Source organism: Microbacterium tenebrionis, from assembly GCF_903645325.1.
GTDB classification, from domain to species: domain Bacteria; phylum Actinomycetota; class Actinomycetes; order Actinomycetales; family Microbacteriaceae; genus Microbacterium; species Microbacterium tenebrionis.
Genome location: NZ_CAHJXQ010000010.1, coordinates 41,095 through 59,166, shown reverse-complemented (window position 1 = coordinate 59,166; position 18,072 = coordinate 41,095). Strand labels below are relative to the sequence as shown.

19 protein-coding genes and 1 tRNA gene are annotated in these 18,072 nt (G+C 68.8%); 5 read left to right on the top strand and 15 right to left on the bottom strand.

Going from position 1 to position 18,072, the window contains the following annotated elements; genetic code table 11:
* The gene (gene pgl / locus HWX58_RS12535; protein WP_175988211.1) at positions 1-780 is read left to right on the top strand and encodes a 6-phosphogluconolactonase; all 780 of its coding nucleotides are present in this window, start codon (positions 1-3) and stop codon (positions 778-780) included.
* Between the two features lie 3 nt (positions 781-783).
* On the opposite strand, the gene HWX58_RS12530 is transcribed toward pgl, so the two are convergent.
* Entirely contained in the window at positions 784-1,782 is a 999-nt protein-coding gene (locus HWX58_RS12530) for a DMT family transporter (RefSeq protein WP_175988315.1), read from the bottom strand.
* A 61-nt stretch (positions 1,783-1,843) separates the two neighbouring features.
* Between HWX58_RS12530 and def the strand changes: the two genes are divergently transcribed.
* A complete protein-coding gene (gene def / locus HWX58_RS12525; protein WP_175988209.1) occupies positions 1,844-2,410 on the top strand; it encodes a peptide deformylase in 567 nt (188 codons plus the stop codon).
* Positions 2,411-2,466: 56 nt separating this feature from the next.
* On the top strand, positions 2,467-3,003 hold the full coding sequence (locus tag HWX58_RS12520) for a septum formation family protein (RefSeq protein ID WP_250646234.1): 537 nt from the start codon (positions 2,467-2,469) through the stop codon (positions 3,001-3,003).
* A 52-nt stretch (positions 3,004-3,055) separates the two neighbouring features.
* On the opposite strand, the gene HWX58_RS12515 is transcribed toward HWX58_RS12520, so the two are convergent.
* The 5 genes from HWX58_RS12515 to dusB form a co-directional block, all read right to left on the bottom strand.
* A tRNA-Asn gene (locus HWX58_RS12515) sits at positions 3,056-3,131 on the bottom strand.
* 95 nt (positions 3,132-3,226) lie between these two features.
* Positions 3,227-4,003: an ATP-binding cassette domain-containing protein gene (locus HWX58_RS12510; protein WP_175988207.1), complete on the bottom strand. Its 777-nt coding sequence runs from the start codon at positions 4,001-4,003 to the stop codon at positions 3,227-3,229.
* 14 nt (positions 4,004-4,017) lie between these two features.
* Positions 4,018-5,868 carry a DNA primase gene (gene dnaG / locus HWX58_RS12505; protein ID WP_175988205.1) on the bottom strand — a complete coding sequence of 617 codons (1,851 nt, stop codon included), beginning with the start codon at positions 5,866-5,868 and terminating at the stop codon, positions 4,018-4,020.
* Positions 5,868-7,232 (bottom strand): deoxyguanosinetriphosphate triphosphohydrolase, encoded by a 1,365-nt coding sequence (locus HWX58_RS12500; protein ID WP_227530854.1) that lies wholly within the window; start codon positions 7,230-7,232, stop codon positions 5,868-5,870. Before HWX58_RS12500 ends, dnaG begins: the two co-directional genes overlap by 1 nt.
* A complete protein-coding gene (gene dusB / locus HWX58_RS12495; protein ID WP_250646233.1) occupies positions 7,222-8,376 on the bottom strand; it encodes a tRNA dihydrouridine synthase DusB in 1,155 nt (384 codons plus the stop codon). The genes HWX58_RS12500 and dusB overlap by 11 nt, the downstream gene beginning before the upstream one ends.
* A gap of 62 nt (positions 8,377-8,438) precedes the next feature.
* Between dusB and HWX58_RS12490 the strand changes: the two genes are divergently transcribed.
* A complete protein-coding gene (locus HWX58_RS12490; protein ID WP_175988201.1) occupies positions 8,439-8,963 on the top strand; it encodes a glutathione peroxidase in 525 nt (174 codons plus the stop codon).
* A 6-nt stretch (positions 8,964-8,969) separates the two neighbouring features.
* Here the strand turns inward: HWX58_RS12490 and HWX58_RS12485 are convergent, their stop codons facing one another.
* A complete protein-coding gene (locus tag HWX58_RS12485; protein WP_175988199.1) occupies positions 8,970-9,656 on the bottom strand; it encodes a DsbA family oxidoreductase in 687 nt (228 codons plus the stop codon).
* Between the two features lie 53 nt (positions 9,657-9,709).
* On the opposite strand from HWX58_RS12485, the gene HWX58_RS15295 reads away from it, so the two are divergent.
* Positions 9,710-9,841 (top strand): hypothetical protein, encoded by a 132-nt coding sequence (locus HWX58_RS15295; protein ID WP_284690608.1) that lies wholly within the window; start codon positions 9,710-9,712, stop codon positions 9,839-9,841.
* Between the two features lie 124 nt (positions 9,842-9,965).
* Here HWX58_RS15295 and HWX58_RS12475 read toward each other — a convergent pair whose 3' ends face one another.
* From HWX58_RS12475 to HWX58_RS12440, 8 genes are all read right to left on the bottom strand, one after another.
* Positions 9,966-10,766: an isoprenyl transferase gene (locus HWX58_RS12475; RefSeq protein WP_175988197.1), complete on the bottom strand. Its 801-nt coding sequence runs from the start codon at positions 10,764-10,766 to the stop codon at positions 9,966-9,968.
* Positions 10,763-11,503 carry a DNA repair protein RecO gene (gene recO / locus HWX58_RS12470; protein ID WP_175988195.1) on the bottom strand — a complete coding sequence of 247 codons (741 nt, stop codon included), beginning with the start codon at positions 11,501-11,503 and terminating at the stop codon, positions 10,763-10,765. Before recO ends, HWX58_RS12475 begins: the two co-directional genes overlap by 4 nt.
* A 36-nt stretch (positions 11,504-11,539) precedes the next feature.
* Positions 11,540-13,294, bottom strand: coding sequence for a 2-isopropylmalate synthase (gene leuA, locus HWX58_RS12465; protein WP_175988193.1), 1,755 nt, complete (start codon positions 13,292-13,294; stop codon positions 11,540-11,542).
* Between the two features lie 189 nt (positions 13,295-13,483).
* Complete coding sequence (locus HWX58_RS12460) at positions 13,484-14,419, bottom strand: NADP-dependent oxidoreductase (RefSeq protein ID WP_175988191.1); 936 nt, start codon at positions 14,417-14,419, stop codon at positions 13,484-13,486.
* Between the two features lies 1 nt (position 14,420).
* On the bottom strand, positions 14,421-15,317 hold the full coding sequence (gene era / locus HWX58_RS12455) for a GTPase Era (RefSeq protein WP_175988189.1): 897 nt from the start codon (positions 15,315-15,317) through the stop codon (positions 14,421-14,423).
* A complete protein-coding gene (locus HWX58_RS12450; protein WP_175988187.1) occupies positions 15,310-16,584 on the bottom strand; it encodes a hemolysin family protein in 1,275 nt (424 codons plus the stop codon). Before HWX58_RS12450 ends, era begins: the two co-directional genes overlap by 8 nt.
* On the bottom strand, positions 16,581-17,042 hold the full coding sequence (gene ybeY / locus HWX58_RS12445) for an rRNA maturation RNase YbeY (RefSeq protein WP_175988311.1): 462 nt from the start codon (positions 17,040-17,042) through the stop codon (positions 16,581-16,583). Before ybeY ends, HWX58_RS12450 begins: the two co-directional genes overlap by 4 nt.
* Complete coding sequence (locus tag HWX58_RS12440) at positions 17,036-18,064, bottom strand: PhoH family protein (protein WP_250646236.1); 1,029 nt, start codon at positions 18,062-18,064, stop codon at positions 17,036-17,038. Before HWX58_RS12440 ends, ybeY begins: the two co-directional genes overlap by 7 nt.
* Between the last annotated feature and the right edge of the window lie 8 nt (positions 18,065-18,072).

Genomic DNA, 18,072 nt, shown 5'->3' with positions numbered 1-18,072 from the left:
ATGGAAGCATCGTCCGCCGACAAGGTCGTCGTCATCGAGCAGACCTCGGCAGCCGTGGTCGCGCGGGTCGCCGATCGTTTCCTCACACGGGTGAAGGCGCGCACCCGCAACGGTAGGATCGCCCACGTCGCGCTCAGCGGCGGCACCACGGGCGCCGCCGTGCTGCAGGCCGTCGCCGAGCACCCGAAGACCCCGCAGATCGACTGGTCGCTGGTGCACTTCTGGTGGGGCGACGAGAGGTTCGTCGCGCACGACGACGACGACCGCAACGCCGTGCAGTCCCGCCGGGCGCTGCTCGATCACATCGAGGTGCCCGCCGGGAACGTGCACGAGGTCGCTGCATCCGACAGCGGGCTCACGCTCGACGAGGCGGCAGCCGCTTACGCGGCCGAGCTCGCCCGCTTCGGCGGGGAGGGCGAGGCGTGGCCGTCGTTCGCCGTGTGCTTCCTCGGAGTCGGTGCCGACGGTCACATCGCCTCCCTGTTCCCCGACCGCGCGGAGGTGACGGCGACGGATGCCGCGGCGCTCCCCGTCCGCGACTCCCCCAAGCCACCCGCCGAGCGCGTCACCCTCACACGCCCCGTGCTGAACGCGTCCAAGCGCGTGTGGCTGGTGCTGACGGGAGCGGACAAGGCATCGGCGCTGGGCCTGGCGCTGGCCGGCGCGAGCTACACGAGCGTGCCCGTGGCAGGGGCGAAGGGCCGCAAGCGCACGGTGTTCTTCGTCGACGAGGCCGCGGCCGCCGAGGTCCCGGAGGACCTCATCGATCAGTCCTACTGAGCGTCAGCGCCCGATCCCTGGGCCCGTCGAAGGGTCGCCCGCGTCGCCGTCGCTGCCGCGAGTGATGCCGAGCTCCTGACTCTCGCTGAGCACCTGCGGGTGGTAGCGCGCGAGTCCGACGACGCCCCACACCGCGACCGCGCCGATGGCGGCGAAGGCGATGAGCGCCCACACCGGTGCCGCAGCGGCCTCACCCAGAACGAGGATGCCGATGACGACGGCGACGATCGGGTCGACGACGGTGAGGCCGGCGATCACCAGGTCGGGCGGGCCGGAGCTGTACGCCGTCTGCACGAAGTAGGCGCCGACGGCGGCGGCCGCGACCAGCGCGATCACGCAGACGAGCGTGAGCCAGTCGAAGTTCTCCGCCTGCAGGCGCTTGATGATGACCTTGGCGAGCGTGGCGACGAAGCCGTACAGAACGCCCGCTCCGATCACGTAGAACAGCGCGCGCATGCGGTGGCGCAGGATCAGCCAGCACGCGCCGAGGACGATGATCACGACGAGCAGCGTCGTGAGGATCACGAACAGGTTCTCGGTCGTGACGTCCTTCTCCGTGGCGAAGATCGCGGCGAGGAAGACGAACAGGAAGATCCCGCCGACGCAGGCGAAGATCGAGGTCAACGAGCGCCTGGTCGGCGTGTGTCCGGAGACGCGGGCGTTGAGGAGCGTCGTGATCACGAGGGCGATCGCGCCGAGCGGCTGCACGACGATGAGGGGCGCGATCGCGAGCGCGGACAACTGGCAAACGATCGCGAGCCCGAGCATGAGCGTGCCGAGGATCCAGGACGGGCGGGTGAGCAGCCCCTTGATCTGATCGAAGCTGAGCCCGCTCGTGCCGGCAGAGCCGCTCAGGCGCTCGACCTTGGTGACGCCGCGGTGCTGGTACTGCGCTCCGAGAGACATGAAGACGGCACCGGCGAGAGCCAGCGGGATGCCGAGCAGCAGTGCCGGGTTCTGGAACGCCCCGACCAGCTGATCGCTGACCTCCTCCACCGACATCCACACCCCCGCGCTCACAGTAGAACCTTACCCGGCGATGCGAGGCCAGTAGGGTTGTGGCGTGGCTGTTCTACCGATTCGCATCATGGGCGATCCTGTCCTGCACTCCCCTGCATCCGAGGTCGAGGAGATCACCGACGAGATCCGCACGCTCGTCGCCGACATGTTCGAGACGATGGATGCCGCTCCGGGCGTCGGCCTCGCGGCCCCGCAGGTCGGTCAGCCGCTCCGCATCTACACCTACTCGTACGTCGACGACGAGGACAACCCGTGGCGCGGTGCGATCATCAACCCCGTGCTGTGGATGTCGCCTCCGGAGCCCGGCGCTCCGGACCCCGACGAGGAGTCCGAGGGCTGCCTGTCGTTCCCCGGTGAGCGCTTCGCGCTGCGACGCGCCGACCGCGTACTGGTCACCGGCATCGACCTGGACGGTGCGGACGTGCGCATCGAGGTCGACGGCTGGAGGGCGCGCATCATGCAGCACGAGTTCGACCACCTCGACGGCATCCTGTACGTCGATCGGCTGTCCGACGGCGACTGGAAGACCGTGCAGAAGATCGCCCGCAAGCGCGGCTGGGGGCGTCCGGGCGCCAGCTGGACGCCCGGAATCGACGACCTCGAGGGGTAGGCTGTGCACGGGCGATTCACAGCTTCGTCCGTCACACACTCCGGAGGGGATCGATCATGAAGATGCGCACCAAGCGCTCACTGGCGCTCGCAGGCTCTGCCATGGCGCTGAGCCTCGCGCTCACCGGCTGCAGCGCGCTCAGCGGAATCCTGGGCGGCGGCGACGCACAGCGCGATGATGACGGCAACGTCACCGAGGGGGCGAACATCGACGTCTTCTCCCTCAAGGTCGGCGACTGCATGCCCGCCACCGACACCACCGGCGAGATCACCGATCTCGACGTCGTGCCCTGCTCGGAGCCGCACACCGACGAGGTGTTCTACGAATTCGAGCTGGAGGACGGCGACCTGCCGAGCGACGACGAGATCATGGCCGCGGTCGAGGCCGAGTGCGTTCCGGCATTCGCGGACTTCGTCGGCGTGGAGTGGGCGGATTCGACCCTCGACTTCTGGTGGATCACCCCGACCGAGGAGACCTGGACGCAGGCCAACGACCGGATCGTCCAGTGCGTCATCTACAAGCCCGACCCCGAGGACTCCACGGGCCAGACCCAGCTCGAGGTCACCGGGTCGCTGAAGGATGCCGCGGTCTGATCCGACCCGAGGAATGCAGAAGGCCCCGTCATGGTGACGGGGCCTTCTGCATTGGCTCCCCGGCTTGGACTCGAACCAAGAACCTGCCGGTTAACAGCCGGCTGCTCTGCCAATTGAGCTACCGAGGAATGTGCTCCGCTGCGCGGGGCAACTCCACTAGCTTAGCAAACTCCGAACCGTGCTCGTGACATCGGCGGCCCCGGTCGGGCGTGTCCGCTCGCGCTCACCCGGCACGCGAATCCGCCTCCGCGTTCGGCACCCACAGGAGGTCCTTGCCGACGCCTCTGGCGACGACGTGACCGCCCTTGAGCATGAGCGTCTCGGCATCGAGTTCACGGATGAACGCCGCGTCGTTGGTGACGAGCAGAGCACCCATCCCGTGCTCCTTGCGTCGCCGGGTGATCGCGTCGAAGACGACAGGGCGCACCTCGAGGTCGAGGTTCGCCAGAGGCTCGTCGGCGATGAGCACCCGCGGCTCGAGCACGAACGCCCGGGCGATCGCGACGCGCTGGCGCATCCCGGCGCTGAGCTCGTAGGGGAACTTCGCCGCCACGCCCAGCGGCAGGTGCAGCTCGTCGAGCAGGGTCGCGATGCGGATCGACAGCGCCCTGCTGTTCACGCGCTTCTCGCGGATGAGGATGGGCTCGGCGATCACATCGCTGACGGTGAGCGTCGGAGGCAGGTTCGCACCGGCGCCCTGCGGGATGTATCCGGTGAGGTAGGTGAGCTCACGGTGCCTGCGGCCGGGCTTGCGGACGTTCACGCCGCAGACCTCGGCGCTGCCGCCGGCGATCCGCACCGATGGGTCGGTGGATCCGGCGAGTGCCGCCACCAGAGTGGACTTGCCCGAGCCCGTCGGGCCGGCGACGCAGATGAGCTCTCCTGGAGGGAGCGCGAAGGTGACACCGTCGACGGCGCGCGTGGGTGCGCTGTGCCCGATCCTGTCGATGACGAGATCTGAGCAGTCGATCAGATGGTCCGGGGCGGGATGGCGAGCCATCCCCCCATCCTCCCCTACGACTCGGCGAAGCGCTGACGTTCGGCGTCGATGTCGCGCAACCGCATGCGCAGCGCACGCCCGCCGTCGGAGTCCGCCGGCACCCGCTGGATCGCACCGAGCAGCTCGTGCTTCTCGCGCTCCAGCCCACGCACGATCATGCGGCGCGACAGATCCGCTGTCGATGCGACGGCGCCCGCCTCATCCTTCGCGGGGAACGGACTCATCAAGAGCTCCCCCGCCAGGGCGCGATACGGTTCGCGGACGCTGTTGACCGCATCCATGGCCCAGCCGACCCGCGTGCGGTCGGGCACGGCGGCGATCGTCTCGCGAATCGCCTCGAGGGCCGGATGCCGGAAGGGCGCCTCCAGCGCTCGCGCCAGCATCGACTGATCCACCTGATGGCCGTACTGCAGCGCACCCATGATCATGCCGCGCTCGACGGCGACGTCAGCGGTCCGCGGCAGGCTCACCAGCGTCACCGTCGGCACCGCCGGTGCGTCCGTCTGCTCGCGCGGAGACTCCTGCTTGGCCTTCGCCGCGCCGGCACCGCGCGCGGCGCGTTCGACCTCGGCGTGCACCTCGGTGGGGTCCATGCCCAGCCGGCGCGCGAGCACGCGCTCGTAGCCGGGCCGCAGGAGCCGATCCCGGATCTCCGCCACGATCGAGGCCGCTGCGCGCAGCGCTCCGACCTGCCCCTCGACGGTCGCGAGGTCGAAGCCCTGGAGTTTGCGATCGATCGCGAACTCGAACATCGGCACCTTCGCGTCCATGAGGCCTCGGACGGCGGCATCCCCGCGCTGCAGGCGCAGGTCGCACGGGTCAAGACCGTCCGGCGCGACGGCGACGAAGGTCTGGGCGTTGAAGCGGTCGTCCTCGCTGAAGGCCCGCAGCGCCGCCTTCTGACCGGCCTCGTCGCCGTCGAACGTGAAGACGACCTCACCCGAGCTGGAGTCATCGCCCATCACACGGCGCAGCACCTTGATGTGCTCGGCGCCGAATGCCGTTCCGCACGTCGCGATCGCCGTGGTGACCCCGGCGAGGTGGCAGGCCATGACGTCGGTGTACCCCTCGACCACGACCGCGCGACGGGGTTCGCCGCGCGAGATATCGCGCTTGGCGAGGTCGAGTCCGTAGAGCACCTGCGCCTTCTTGTAGATGATCGTCTCGGGTGTGTTCAGGTACTTCGGGCCTTGGTCGTCGTCGTAGAGCTTGCGGGCGCCGAACCCGATCGTCTGCCCCGTGACGTCGCGGATCGGCCAGACGAGCCGGCCGCGGAACCGGTCGTACACCCCGCGCTGGCCCTGCGAGACGACGCCCGCGCCGAGCAGCTCGTCGCGGCTGAATCCCTGCGCGGTGAGGGCCTTCAGCATCCCATCCCAGCCGCGCGGGGCGTACCCGACACCGAAGTGGGCTGCGGCCCCGGCGTCGAAGCCACGCTCCCCGAGGAAGCGTCGAGCGGTCTCGGCCTCGGCAGTGAGCAACTGGCCGCGGAAGAATTCCGCAGCCGCCGTGTTCGCGGCATACAGCCGGCTGCGGCCGCTCGTCTCGGGCGCCGCACCGCCGTCTTCGTAGTGCAGCGTGTAGCCCAGGCGCCCGGCGAGGCGCTCGACGGCCTCGGTGAAGCTCACGTGGTCCATGGCGCGCAGGAACGAGTAGACATCGCCCGACTCGCCGCATCCGAAGCAGTGGTAGTACCCCACCTGCGGGCGCACGTGGAAGCTTGGGCTCTTCTCGTCGTGGAACGGGCACAGGCCCTTCATCGATCCGACGCCGGCCGACTTCAGGGCGACGCGTTCTCCGACGATATCGGCGATGTTCGTGCGCGACTTGACCTCGTCGACGTCGGCTTGACGGATGCGGGGCATCAGTGCGCCCCTTCGACCAGCCGAACCGGCGCGTGCGGGTGCGGGCGGGATCCCGAGCGCGCCGTGCGCGGCGTCCAGATCCCGACCTCGGCCGGATCGATGTCACCGACGAGTCTGCTGTGCCAGTCCAGCGCCGTCTGATCCGTGAGGCTCGCGATCTGGTCGACGACCACCCTGGCGCGTTCGGCATCCGTCTCGGCGGCGACGAAATCGGCCGCGAAGGCCGGTTCGAGCACATCGGCGCCCGCGTTCCACAGGGCGTCCGTCGACCAGAGGGCGTCCGCGAGGCGCCGCAGCACCCGGCGCTGCTCCTTGTACACGCCCTTGCGGGCATCGATCGTGACGATCGCCTGTCCCATGATGCCCTTGAGCACCGCGATCTCGGCCTCGACGACGCGCGGCACGACGACGTGAGCGTTGTAGCGGACCAGCGACGGCCCGGGGTACGCCTCGCGGGTCGCGGTCACCGCGGCCCGCGCGAAGCGGCCGATCAGGTCGCTCGTGAGGTTCTTCAGCCGGGCGAGATCCTGCCGGGAGCGGTCGAACGACTTCAGCCACATCGGCTGCCGGGTGAGGCGGTACAGGCTGTCCTCGAGCTCTTCGCGGGTGAAGTCGTAGCCGACCCACTGCTGGATGCGGCTGACCAGCGCGTGGTGCTCGCCGGGGTCGGAGAGCTGGGCGACGTCGAGGTAGCCGTTGACGATGGCGTCCTCGAAGTCGTGCACCGAGTAGCCGATGTCGTCGGAGAGATCCATGATCTCGGCCTCGATGCAGCGCAGACGCCCCGGGGCGCCATCGCGCATCCAGCGGAACACCGCCTCGTCCTCCGGATAGACGCCGAACTTGAGCCTGCCGCCGGGGTCGGGCACCGGGCTGTCGACCGTCCACGGGTACTTGCAGGTGGCGTCGAGGCTCGCCCTGGTGAGGTTCAGGCCGACGGAATGGCCGTCGTCGTCGAGGACCTTCGCCTCGAGCCGGGTGAGGATGCGCAGCGACTGCGCATTGCCCTCGAACCCGCCGATGGGCTCGGCCCACTCGTTGAGCGCCCGCTCGCCATTGTGGCCGAACGGCGGGTGACCGAGGTCGTGGCTGAGGCACGCGGTGTCGACGACGTCCGCCGAGACGCCGAGGGCGGCGGCGAGTTCGCGGCCGACCTGTGCGACTTCGAGCGAATGGGTCAGCCTGTTGCGGGCGAAGTCCGCGGTGCTGGCGGGGCTCAGCACCTGAGTCTTCGCCGCGAGGCGCCGAAGAGCCGCGGAGTGCAGCACCCGCGCGCGGTCGCGCGCGAAGTCGTCGCGCTCGGATCGGTGGGTCTGGGTGAAGAATCGCTCGGCGTCGTGCGCGCTGTAGCCCTCAACCGCCACTGTTCTCGATCTCCGCACCTCGCAGCATCTCACCGGTCTCGGCCGCGACCTCGCGCGACTCCAGCCACCGCTCCGGCAGCGCCGGACGCTTGGGCCTGCCGGCACGTCCGCGCTGTCCCTCGGCATCCGCTCCCGGGTAGGGGGCGTTCCGGTCGAGCTGGCCGAGCAGTTCGTCGATGTGCGCGAGGTTCTGCGCCGTGGCTAGGCCCGTGCGGATGTCGCTGCCGACCGGGTAGCCCTTGAAGTACCACGCCACGTGCTTGCGGATGTCGCGGCATCCGTGGTCCTCGTCGTCGAAGAAGTCGACGAGGAGCTCTGCGTGCCGGCGGAACGCGTCGGCGACGAATCCGAGGGTGGCATTGACCGGGTGCGCCTCGGCGCCGAAGGCCGTCGCGAGATCTCCGAACAGCCAGGGTCGACCGAGGCATCCGCGTCCGACGACGACGCCGTCGCAGTCGGTCTCGGCCATCATGCGCACTGCATCGTCCGCCGACCAGATGTCGCCGTTGCCGAGCACCGGGATGCTGGTGACCGCCTGCTTGAGCTCGCCGATGGCGCTCCAGTCGGCGTGCCCCGAGTAGAACTCGCTCGCCGTCCTGGCGTGCAGCGCGATGGCTGCGGCCCCGGCGTCCTCGGCCGCGCGGCCGGCGTCGAGGAACGTGAGGTGATCAGGGTCGATGCCCTTGCGCATCTTCACGGTGAGCGGCAGGGGACCCGCGGCCTTCACAGCCTGGTCGACGATGTCGGCGAACAGACTCGTCTTCCACGGCAGCGCCGCTCCCCCGCCCTTGCGGGTGACCTTGGGGACGGGGCATCCGAAGTTCAGGTCGATGTGGTCTGCGTGGTCCTCGGCGACGATGATGCGGACTGCTTCGGCGATCGTCGCAGGATCCACGCCGTAGAGCTGGATCGACCGCGGGGTCTCGGACTCGTGGTGGCGGATGAGACGCATCGTCGTGTCGTTGCGCTCGACGAGGGCCCGCGAGGTGATCATCTCGCTGACATAGAGGCCGGCGCCGTACTCGCGGCAGAGGCGCCGGAACGCCGTGTTCGTGATGCCCGCCATGGGTGCGAGGACGACCGGCACGTCGAGTTCGATCGGGCCGATCTTCAGGGCGCGGGCGGGGGCTGCGGCAATAGTCATTTCCAGACCATTCTCCCATCCTCGCGGCGCCCGGCGCCGCATGGCGGACGTAGTCTGTGGATATGACGGAATCCTCTGCTCCCGACACCGCTGTTTCTGAAGTCAACGTGCGCCAGATCCCGTTCACGGATGCTGACGGATCCGAGAAGACGCTCGACGACCTCGGCGCCGACGTCGTGCTCGTCGTCAACGTCGCATCCAGGTGCGGTCTGACGCCGCAGTACGAGCAGCTCGAGCAGCTGCAGCGGACGTACGGCGAACGCGGATTCAGCGTCGTCGGCTTCCCGTGCAACCAGTTCATGGGCCAGGAGCCGGGATCGATGGAGCAGATCCAGGAGTTCTGCTCGACGACCTACGGGGTGACGTTCCCGCTGGGCGACAAGGTGAAGGTGAACGGGCGGGGCGCCGTCGACCTGTACAAGACGCTCAAGCAGACGCCGGACGCCGGCGGCAAGGCCGGACGTGTGGAGTGGAACTTCGAGAAGTTCCTCGTGCTGCCCGACGGCCAGGTCAAGCGCTTCCGCCCGAAGCAGAAGCCGGACGCCCCCGAGATCGTCGAGGCGATCGAGGGCGCCCTGGCTCGCTGACGCCGGTCAGCCCGCCGGCTGCTCCTCGGCGGGCGCGCCGCGCTTGGACCACAGGTCGCGGAGGACGTTCGCGAACGCCTCCGGCGGCTGGGCGCCGGAGATCCCGTACTGCCCGTCGATCACGAAGAACGGCACGCCCTGGATGCCGTAGGCGCGGGCCTGCGCCTGATCCTGACGCACAGCGGGCAGATGCTTGTCGTTCTCGAGCGCGTCGCGGGTGGCGTCGGCATCGAGCCCCACCTCGGCCGCGAGCTCGACGAGGTCGTCGATGCGGCCGACGTGCTTGCCCTCGGTGAAGTACGCGGACATCAGCCGCTCCTCCATCTCGTGCTGCAGCCCCTCGGCCTTGGCGTGGTGGAGCAGTTCGTGCGCCTTCACCGTGTTCGTGTGCTTGAGCAGGTCGAAGCGGTACTCGAGGCCGGCGTTCTTGGCGACGTTCGTGACGTTGTCGAGCATCTGCGCGACCTGCTCGCGGGGCATCCCCTTGTGCCCGGCGAGGAAGTCGAGTTCGTCGCCGTCGAAGTCGACGGGGGTGTCGGGCGAGAGCTCGAAGGAGTGGAAGGTGATGTTCACCTGCGGGGCGTCGTCGTCGGATGCTGTGGACGCGAGTCCCGCTTCAAGATTGCGCTTGCCGATGTAGCACCACGGGCACGCGATGTCGGACCAGATGTCGATGGAGATGGGTTCGCTCACATCAGATGCAACGCTCGCGCAGGCGCGACGTATTCCGTTGATAGCATCTTCGGATGCTCACCGCCGATGATCCGCTGCCGTTCCGGCCCGAGCGGATGCTGGAGAAGCAGGAGCAGTTTCCGCATCTCACGATCGTGCGCCTGCGGCATCCCCGCGAGACCGAGCGGTGGCTGCGCAACTCGTAGCCGCACGCACTCTTGCAGGGCGATCGAACGGATGCAGCGGCATCCGACGGCGTTTCACCCTGCATTCGTGAAACCTCCCTGCATCCGTGCCGCAGTGACGGCCCCGGCGAGGCGGAGGCGGAGCTCAAGCGGGGTCCGGGGCGTCCACCGCGCCGCCGAAACGGCGGTCGCGCGACAGGGAGATCTCGATCGCCCGCCACAGCTCCTCGCGCGAGAAGTCCGGCCAGAGCGTGTCGAGGAACACCATCTCGGCGTACGCCGACTGCCACAGCAGGAAGTTCGACGTGCGCTGCTCACCCGACGACCGCAGGAACAGATCCACGTCCGGCATCTCGGGGACGTACAGGTTGCGGCGGATCATCTTCTCGCTGATGGCGTTCGGCTTCAGGCGCCCCGCGGCGACCTCACCCGCCAGAGAGCGCATGGCGTCGACGAGCTCGACCCGCCCGCCGTAGTTCACGCACATGGTCAGCGTCAGCACGTCGTTGCCCGCGGTGAGCTTCTCGGCGTACTGCAGCTCCTTGATGACCGATCCCCACAGCCGCGGCTTGCGTCCCGCCCAGCGCACGCGCACGCCCCACTCGTTGAGCTGATCGCGGCGGCGATGCAGCACGTCGCGGTTGTATCCCATGAGGAAGCGGACCTCCTCCGGGGAGCGCGCCCAGTTCTCGGTCGAGAAGGCGTAGACGGACAGATGCTTGACGCCCGCCTGGATGGCGCCGGCGACGACATCGAGCAGCACCTCCTCGCCCGCCTTGTGCCCCTGAATGCGCGTGAGTCCGCGCCTGTTCGCCCAGCGCCCGTTCCCGTCCATCACGATCGCGACGTGCTCCGGCACCTTCGGGAACTTCGGCGGGTACACGCCCGTCCAGTCCAGCGGGCGGTATGCCACCGCATCCTTGTGCGTGTACGGCTTCGGGCTCAACGGGTTCCCTCCCGGTCGGATCCGACGTGCGCGAGCGAGCGGATGCCGCGCTCGAGGTGGAACTGCGTGTACGCCGACACGAGGCCGGATGCGGCCGCCGTGTCGGCTGCGGGCGCAGCATCCACGGCATCCCAGTCGCCGCGGATCAGCGCGCGCAGCAGCGCCAGTGTCGACTCGGCGACCCGCGGCGCACCGGCGGCCGCGCAGTCGCCGCACACCAGTCCCCCCAGCTGCACGACGAAGTTCCGGTGGGGTCCGGGGGCTGCGCACCGGGCGCAGTCCTCCAAAGCCGGCGCCCAGCCCGACAGCGCCATCACGCGCAGGAGGTAGGAGTCCAGGATGCTGCGCGCGTCGTGCTCGCCGCGCGACAGAGCCCTCAGCCCTCCGACGAGCAGCAGGTACTGCTCCGGTGTCGCCTCGGCATCGCTCAGACGGTCTGCGGTCTCCGCCATCGCGCTGGCCGAGGTGAACCGCTCGTAATGCGCGGCGATCTCGCTGCCGTAGGCGCCGAGCGACTCGGCCTGCTGGACGATGTCGAGCGAGCGCCCCTGGTACAGCTGCACGTCCGCCACCATGAACGGCTCGAGCCGCGAGCCGAACTTCGACGACGTGCGCCGCACGCCCTTCGCGACCGCACGGATCTTGCCGTTGCGGCGCGAGAGCATGGTGACGATGCGATCCGCCTCACCGAGCTTGTGGGTGCGCAGGATCACCGCTTCGTCTCGATAGGTGGGCACCCCTCGATTATCCTCCGCCTGGCGGACACCCGGGGCTCACACGGCGGCGAGCTGCTGCTCCCGGGTGCGGATCGCACGGTTCACGCCCGACACGATCGCCTTGAGCGACGCGGTCGAGATGTCGCCGTCGATGCCGACGCCCCACAGGCGCTGGTCGTCGACCTGCAACTCGACGTAGGCTGCCGCCTGCGCGTCGCCGCCGGCGCTGAGAGCATGCTCGACGTAGTCGTACAGGGTGATGTCGAAGCCCTGGCCGCGGAGCACCTCGATGAACGCGGCGATCGGGCCGTTGCCCTGGGCGGTGACGCTGTGCTGGTCGTCGCCGTCGCGGACGACCACGTCGAGCGCGACGTCGCCGGACATGTCGCTGCGCGTCTGCGTGGCCAGCAGCTCGAACCGGCCCCACTTGGCATCGACGTCCTCGGCGGGGAGGTACTCGTCGTGGAAGATCGACCAGATCTGGTCGCTCGTGACCTCGCCGCCCTCACTGTCGGTCTTGGACTGCACGACGCCCGAGAACTCGATCTGGAGCTTCCGGGGCAGGTCGATCGCGTGGTCGGTCTTGAGCAGGTACGCGACACCGCCCTTGCCGGACTGCGAGTTCACGCGGATGACCGCCTCATACGAGCGGCCCAGGTCCTTCGGGTCGACGGGCAGGTACGGCACGGCCCATTCGATCTCGTCGACGGTCGTCCCCTCGACTGCCGCGCGAGCCTCCATGGCCTCGAAGCCCTTCTTGATGGCGTCCTGGTGCGATCCGCTGAAGGCCGTGAACACGAGGTCGCCCGCCCAGGGGCTGCGCTCGGGAACGGGCAGCTGGTTGCAGTACTCGACCGTGCGCTTGACCTGGTCGATGTCGCTGAAGTCGATCTGCGGGTCGATGCCCTGCGTGAACAGGTTGACGCCCAGGGCGACCAGGTCGACGTTGCCGGTGCGCTCGCCGTTGCCGAACAGGCATCCCTCGATGCGGTCCGCGCCTGCCATGTACCCGAGCTCGGCGGCGGCCACGGCTGTGCCGCGGTCGTTGTGCGGGTGCAGCGACAGGATGATGTTCTCGCGGTGGTTCAGGTGGCGACCCATCCACTCGATCGAGTCGGCGTAGACGTTCGGCGTCGCCATCTCGACGGTCGCCGGCAGGTTGATGATCACCTTGCGGTCGGGCGTCGGCTCGAAGATCTCGATCACCTGGTTGCAGATGTCGACGGCGAACTCCAGCTCGGTGCCGGTGTACGACTCGGGCGAGTACTCGTAGTACACCTCGGTGCCCGGCACCGTCTTCTCGTACTTCCTGCACAGCCGCGCGCCTTCGAGGGCGATGTCGATGATGCCCTGCTTGTCGGTGCGGAACACGACGTCGCGCTGCAGGATGCTCGTCGAGTTGTACAGGTGCACGATGGCCTGCTTGGCCCCGGCGATCGCCTCGTAGGTGCGCTCGATCAGGTGCTCGCGCGCCTGCGTCAGCACCTGGATGGTCACGTCGTCGGGGATGAGGTCGTCTTCGATCAGCTGGCGCACGAAGTCGAAGTCGGTCTGGCTCGCCGACGGGAAGCCGACCTCGATCTCCTTGTAACCCATGCCGACGAGCAGTTCGAACATGACCCGCTTGCGCTCGGGGGACATCGGGTCGATGAGGGCCTGGTTGCCGTCGCGCAGGTCGACCGCGCACCAGCGAGGCGCTTCGGTGATGCGCTGGGCGGGCCACGTGCGGTCGGGCAGGTCGACGGCGATCTGCTCATGGAACGGCCGGTACTTGTGAATCGGCATCGCGGACGGGCGCTGGTGGTTCTTCATGATGGGCTTCTTCTCTACATCTCGGATCTGAATGATCGGGCCAGCACAAGCGCCGCGACGAGGGAGGCCCTAGTTTGAGGACTCGTCGCGGCAGCTAAGAAGAAGCAGACCGCCGAAGCGCATGGACTGATCGTAACAGGGTCGAATGCCGTCGCGCACACCGGTCCGAAAGCGTATCCGCGACGCAGCTCACGGAATCAGGGCGATCTTGCCGCCCGGGTGCCCCGCCGCGACGACGCGCAGCGCCTCGCGCGCATCGGCGAGTGGATATGTGACCGCCATGGGCACGACGAGGTCTCCTCTCGCGGCGAGTCCGACGAGCTCCGCACGCACCTCGTCGCGGAATCGGGTGCTCTCCGGCTGCGAACCGACGATCCACGAGAACCCCTCCGCCTGGGCACGCCCCGCCGCCGCGATCGTCACGATGCGCGAGCGGTCGTGCACCAGGTCGAGCGAAACATCCACCGCCTCGTCGGTGCCGACCGCGTCGAGCGCCGCGGCAATCGGTCCTTCCGCGATTGCGCGCACGCGGTCCGCTAAGCCGTCGCCGTAGACGACGGGGATGCCGCCGAATCGACTGACCTCGCCTGATCGGGCCTCGCTCGCAGTGCCGACGACGCGGATGCCGCGCAGCGCCGCCTGCTGCAGCACGCTGACCCCGACGGCCCCGGACGCGCCGTGCAGGAGGATCGTCTCACCTTCGGCTGCTCGCGTCACGGCCAGCATCTGCGCGGCTGTGGTTCCGGCGAGCAGGAGGTTCGCCGCCTCAGGATGCGTCAGACGCGCCGGCTTGCGGAAGGCCTTCTCGGCAGGGATCGTGACCTCATCGGCGTATCCGCCCCGCACGCGGAACGCCAGCACCTCGTCGCCGATCGCGACGGCGCCCGAGCCGATGCGCGTGCCGGGTCCGACCGCCGTGACGACGCCGGAGATCTCGTAGCCGATCGGCACGGGCAGCTGCATCCCCGCGCGCGGAGCGGCAACGTGCTTGGCATCCGCCGGGTTCACCCCGGCCGCGTGCACGCGGACCGTGATCTCTCCGGCATCCGGTACCGGTGGTTCGTACTCGAGGAGCTCCCACTGCTCGGGGCTCCCCCACTGCGTCGCGACCCAGTGCACCGCCATGTCAGAAGCCCAGGCGACCCAGCTGCTTCGGGTCGCGCTGCCATTCCTTGGCGACCTTGACGTGGAGCCCCAGGAACACCCGGGTGCCGAGCAGCTCCTCGATCCCGACGCGGGCGCGCTTGCCGACATCGGCGAGCCGCGAGCCCTTGCGACCGATGATGATCGCCTTCTGGCTGTCCCGCTCGACGATGATCGAGGCGTGCACGTCGGTCAGGTCGCTGTCCTCGCGGGGCGCGACATCGTCGACGACGACCGCGATCGAGTGCGGCAGCTCGTCGCGCACGCCGTCGAGGGCTGCCTCGCGGATCATCTCGGCGATGCGGTCCTCGACGGACTCGTCCGTGACGACGCCATCCGGGTAGAGCGCGGGGCCCTCGGGCATGAGGGCGAGCATCTCGTCGGTGAGGATGTCGAGCTGGTCGCGGGTGAGCGCCGAGAGCGGGATGACGGCGGCCCAGTCCTCGCGCAGAGCGTCGACCTCGATGAGGCGCTCGGTGATCTGGTCGCGCTCGGCGACGTCCGTCTTCGTGACGATCGCGATCTTCTTCGCACGGGGGTAGCCGTCGAGGGACGCCGCGATCCGCCGGTCGCCCGGGCCGATCTTCTCGGTCGCGGGCACGCAGAATCCGATCACGTCGACGTCTCCGAGCACCTGCTCGACGAGGTCGTTGAGCCGCTCACCCAGTAGCGTTCGCGGCTTGTGGATGCCGGGTGTGTCGACGATGACCAGCTGACCGGTGGGCCGGTTCAGAATGCCGCGGATCGCGCGCCGGGTCGTCTGCGGCTTCTCGCTCGTGATGGCGATCTTCTCGCCGACGAGAGCGTTCGTGAGCGTCGACTTGCCGACGTTGGGGCGCCCGACGAAGGTCGCGAACCCGCTGCGGAACGATTCAGTCATCCTGGGTCTCCTCTGGTGCCGCGGCCCGCTCGACGAACACGGTGGCGATGCCGCGCCCGCGACCGCGCGAGGCGCCGCCGGTGAGCACGAGACCGTCGATCGTCGCGGTGTCGCCCGGTTGCGGGATTCGATCGACGGCCTTGCCGAGCAGTCCGCCGATCGAATCGACGTCCTCGTCGTCGAGCTCGATGCCGAACAGGTCGCCGACGTCGTCGAGCGAGAGCCCGGCGCTCACGCGGTAGCGCCCGCCTCCCAGGTCGACGACCTCGGCGGCGGCGTGGTCGTACTCGTCGGAGATCTCCCCGACGAGCTCCTCGATGAGGTCCTCGAGCGTCACCAGACCAGAGATCCCGCCGTGCTCGTCGACCACGAGGCACACGTGCACGGCATCCCGCTTCATCTGCTGAAGCAGGGTCTCGGCGCGCATGGACTCGGGCACGAAGGTCGCCGGCCGAGCGATCGGGCGGATGGGTGCGGCACGCCACGCCTGCTCGTCGCGGTAGGCGAATTGCACGAGATCCTTCAGGTACAGCATGCCGACGACGTCGTCGGCGTCGTCGTCCACCACCGGCGCGCGCGAGATTCCGCGCTGGAGGAACAGCGACATGGCCTCGTCGGTCGTCGCCTCGGCGTCAACCGTCACCATTTCGGTGCGCGGCACCATGATGGCGCGCACGAACTGGTCGGTGAAGTCGAACACGGAGTGGATGAGGTCGCGGTCGTCCTCTTCGATGAGGTCGTTGGATGCCGCCTCATCGACCATGCTCAGCAGCTGGTCCTCGCTCGTGAACGAGCTGCGGCCGGTGCCGGGTGTCACCTTGTCACCGAGGACGACCAGGCCCTGGGCGAGCGGCCCGAGGATGATGCGCACGCCGCGGACGATCGACGCCGTCCCCCGGATCATGCTCTCGGAGCGCTGTCGGCCGAATGCGCGGGGACTCGCGCCGACGAGCACGAACGTGATCCCTGTCATGAGGACTGCTGCGGCGAGCATCGCCCACCAGATGTTGTCGAAGAGCAGGGTGAAGGCGACCGTCACGAGCACGGCGGCGGTCACTTCGACGATGACGCGGATGAACGAGACCGCGTTGACGTGCGCGTCAAGGTCGTCGCCGATACGGCCCAGCGCCGTCGCGTTGCGACCGTTCGACGCCATGTCGGCGAGGTCGGCGCGCGAGGTCACACTGTATGCGGCTTCGATGGCGGCCATGAGGCCGCCGAACGCCACCAGAAGGACCGCGGCGATCAGCAGGAGGATCTCGGTCATCGGCTGCGTTCAGCGCGCGCGAAGCCGCTGATCAGCTCCTTCTGCAACCCGAACATCTCACGCTCCTCGTCGGGCTCTGCGTGGTCGAAGCCGAGCAGGTGCAGCAGCCCGTGCGTGGTGAGCAGGATCAGCTCGTCCATCAGGGAGTGTCCGGCTGCCTGCGCCTGCGTCTCGGCGACCTGCGGGCACAGGACGATGTCTCCGAGCAGACCCGGAGCGGTCGGACGGTCCTCGGTGCCGGGGCGCAGCTCGTCCATGGGGAAGCTCAGCACGTCGGTCGGGCCCGGCTCGTCCATCCACTGGACGTGCAGCGCCTCCATCGCGCCCTCGTCGACGAGGACGATCGCAACCTCGGCATCCGCGCTGACGTGCAATTGGGCGAGGTTGAAGTCGGTCAGCCGCTGCAGGACCGTCTCATCGACGGCGATCGCGGACTCGTTGTTGATCTCGATCATGATGAGTGTCCTCGTCTGGGCATGCGATCGCGGGGTCCGGGGCGCTGACCGGACCGGCGTTCGGCCCGACTGGCGAACTCCGAAGCCTGTTCGCGTTCGTGGCGGGCAGCGGTGCGCTGCTCGTCGTACTCGCTGTACGCGTCGACGATGCGGCCGACGAGTGAGTGGCGGACGACGTCCTCGCTCGTGAGGCGGGCGAAGTGGATGTCGTCGATGTCCTTGAGGACGCGAGTCACCAGACGCAGGCCCGACGCGCCCTGGGGCAGGTCGACCTGGGTGATGTCGCCGGTGACGACCATCTTCGTGCCGAATCCGAGGCGCGTGAGGAACATCTTCATCTGCTCGGGCGTGGTGTTCTGCGCCTCGTCGAGCACGACGAAGGAGTCGTTGAGCGTTCGCCCGCGCATGTACGCCAGCGGGGCGACCTCGATGGTCCCCGTCGCCATCAGGCGCGGGACGATCTCGGGGTCCATCATCTCGTTGAGCGCGTCGTAGAGCGGTCGCAGATACGGGTCGATCTTGTCGGTCAGCGTGCCGGGCAGAAAGCCCAGCCGCTCCCCCGCCTCGACGGCAGGGCGCGTGAGGATGATGCGCTCGACCTCTTTACGCTGCAGGGCCTGGACGGCCTTTGCCATCGCCAGGTAGGTCTTTCCTGTTCCCGCCGGGCCGATGCCGAACACGATCGTGCTCTCGTCGATCGCGTCGACGTACTCCTTCTGACCGGGTGTCTTCGGGCGGATGACCTTGCCCCTGGTCGACAGGATCGCCTCGCCGAGCACCTCGCTCGGGCGCGGACCGCCCTCATGGCGGAGCATCCGCGCCGAGGTCTCGACGTCGGACGGTGCGAGATCCGCACCCTCGCGCGTGATCGTGATGAGTTCATCGACCAGCGCCTTCGCGTCGGCGACGAGGACGGGCTCGCCGGTCAGCGTGATCTCGTTTCCGCGGACGAGCACCTCGACGTGCGGATGCTGCTTCTCGAGCATGCGCAGCAGACGGTCCTGCGGACCGAGCAGCTGCACCATGGCGACGC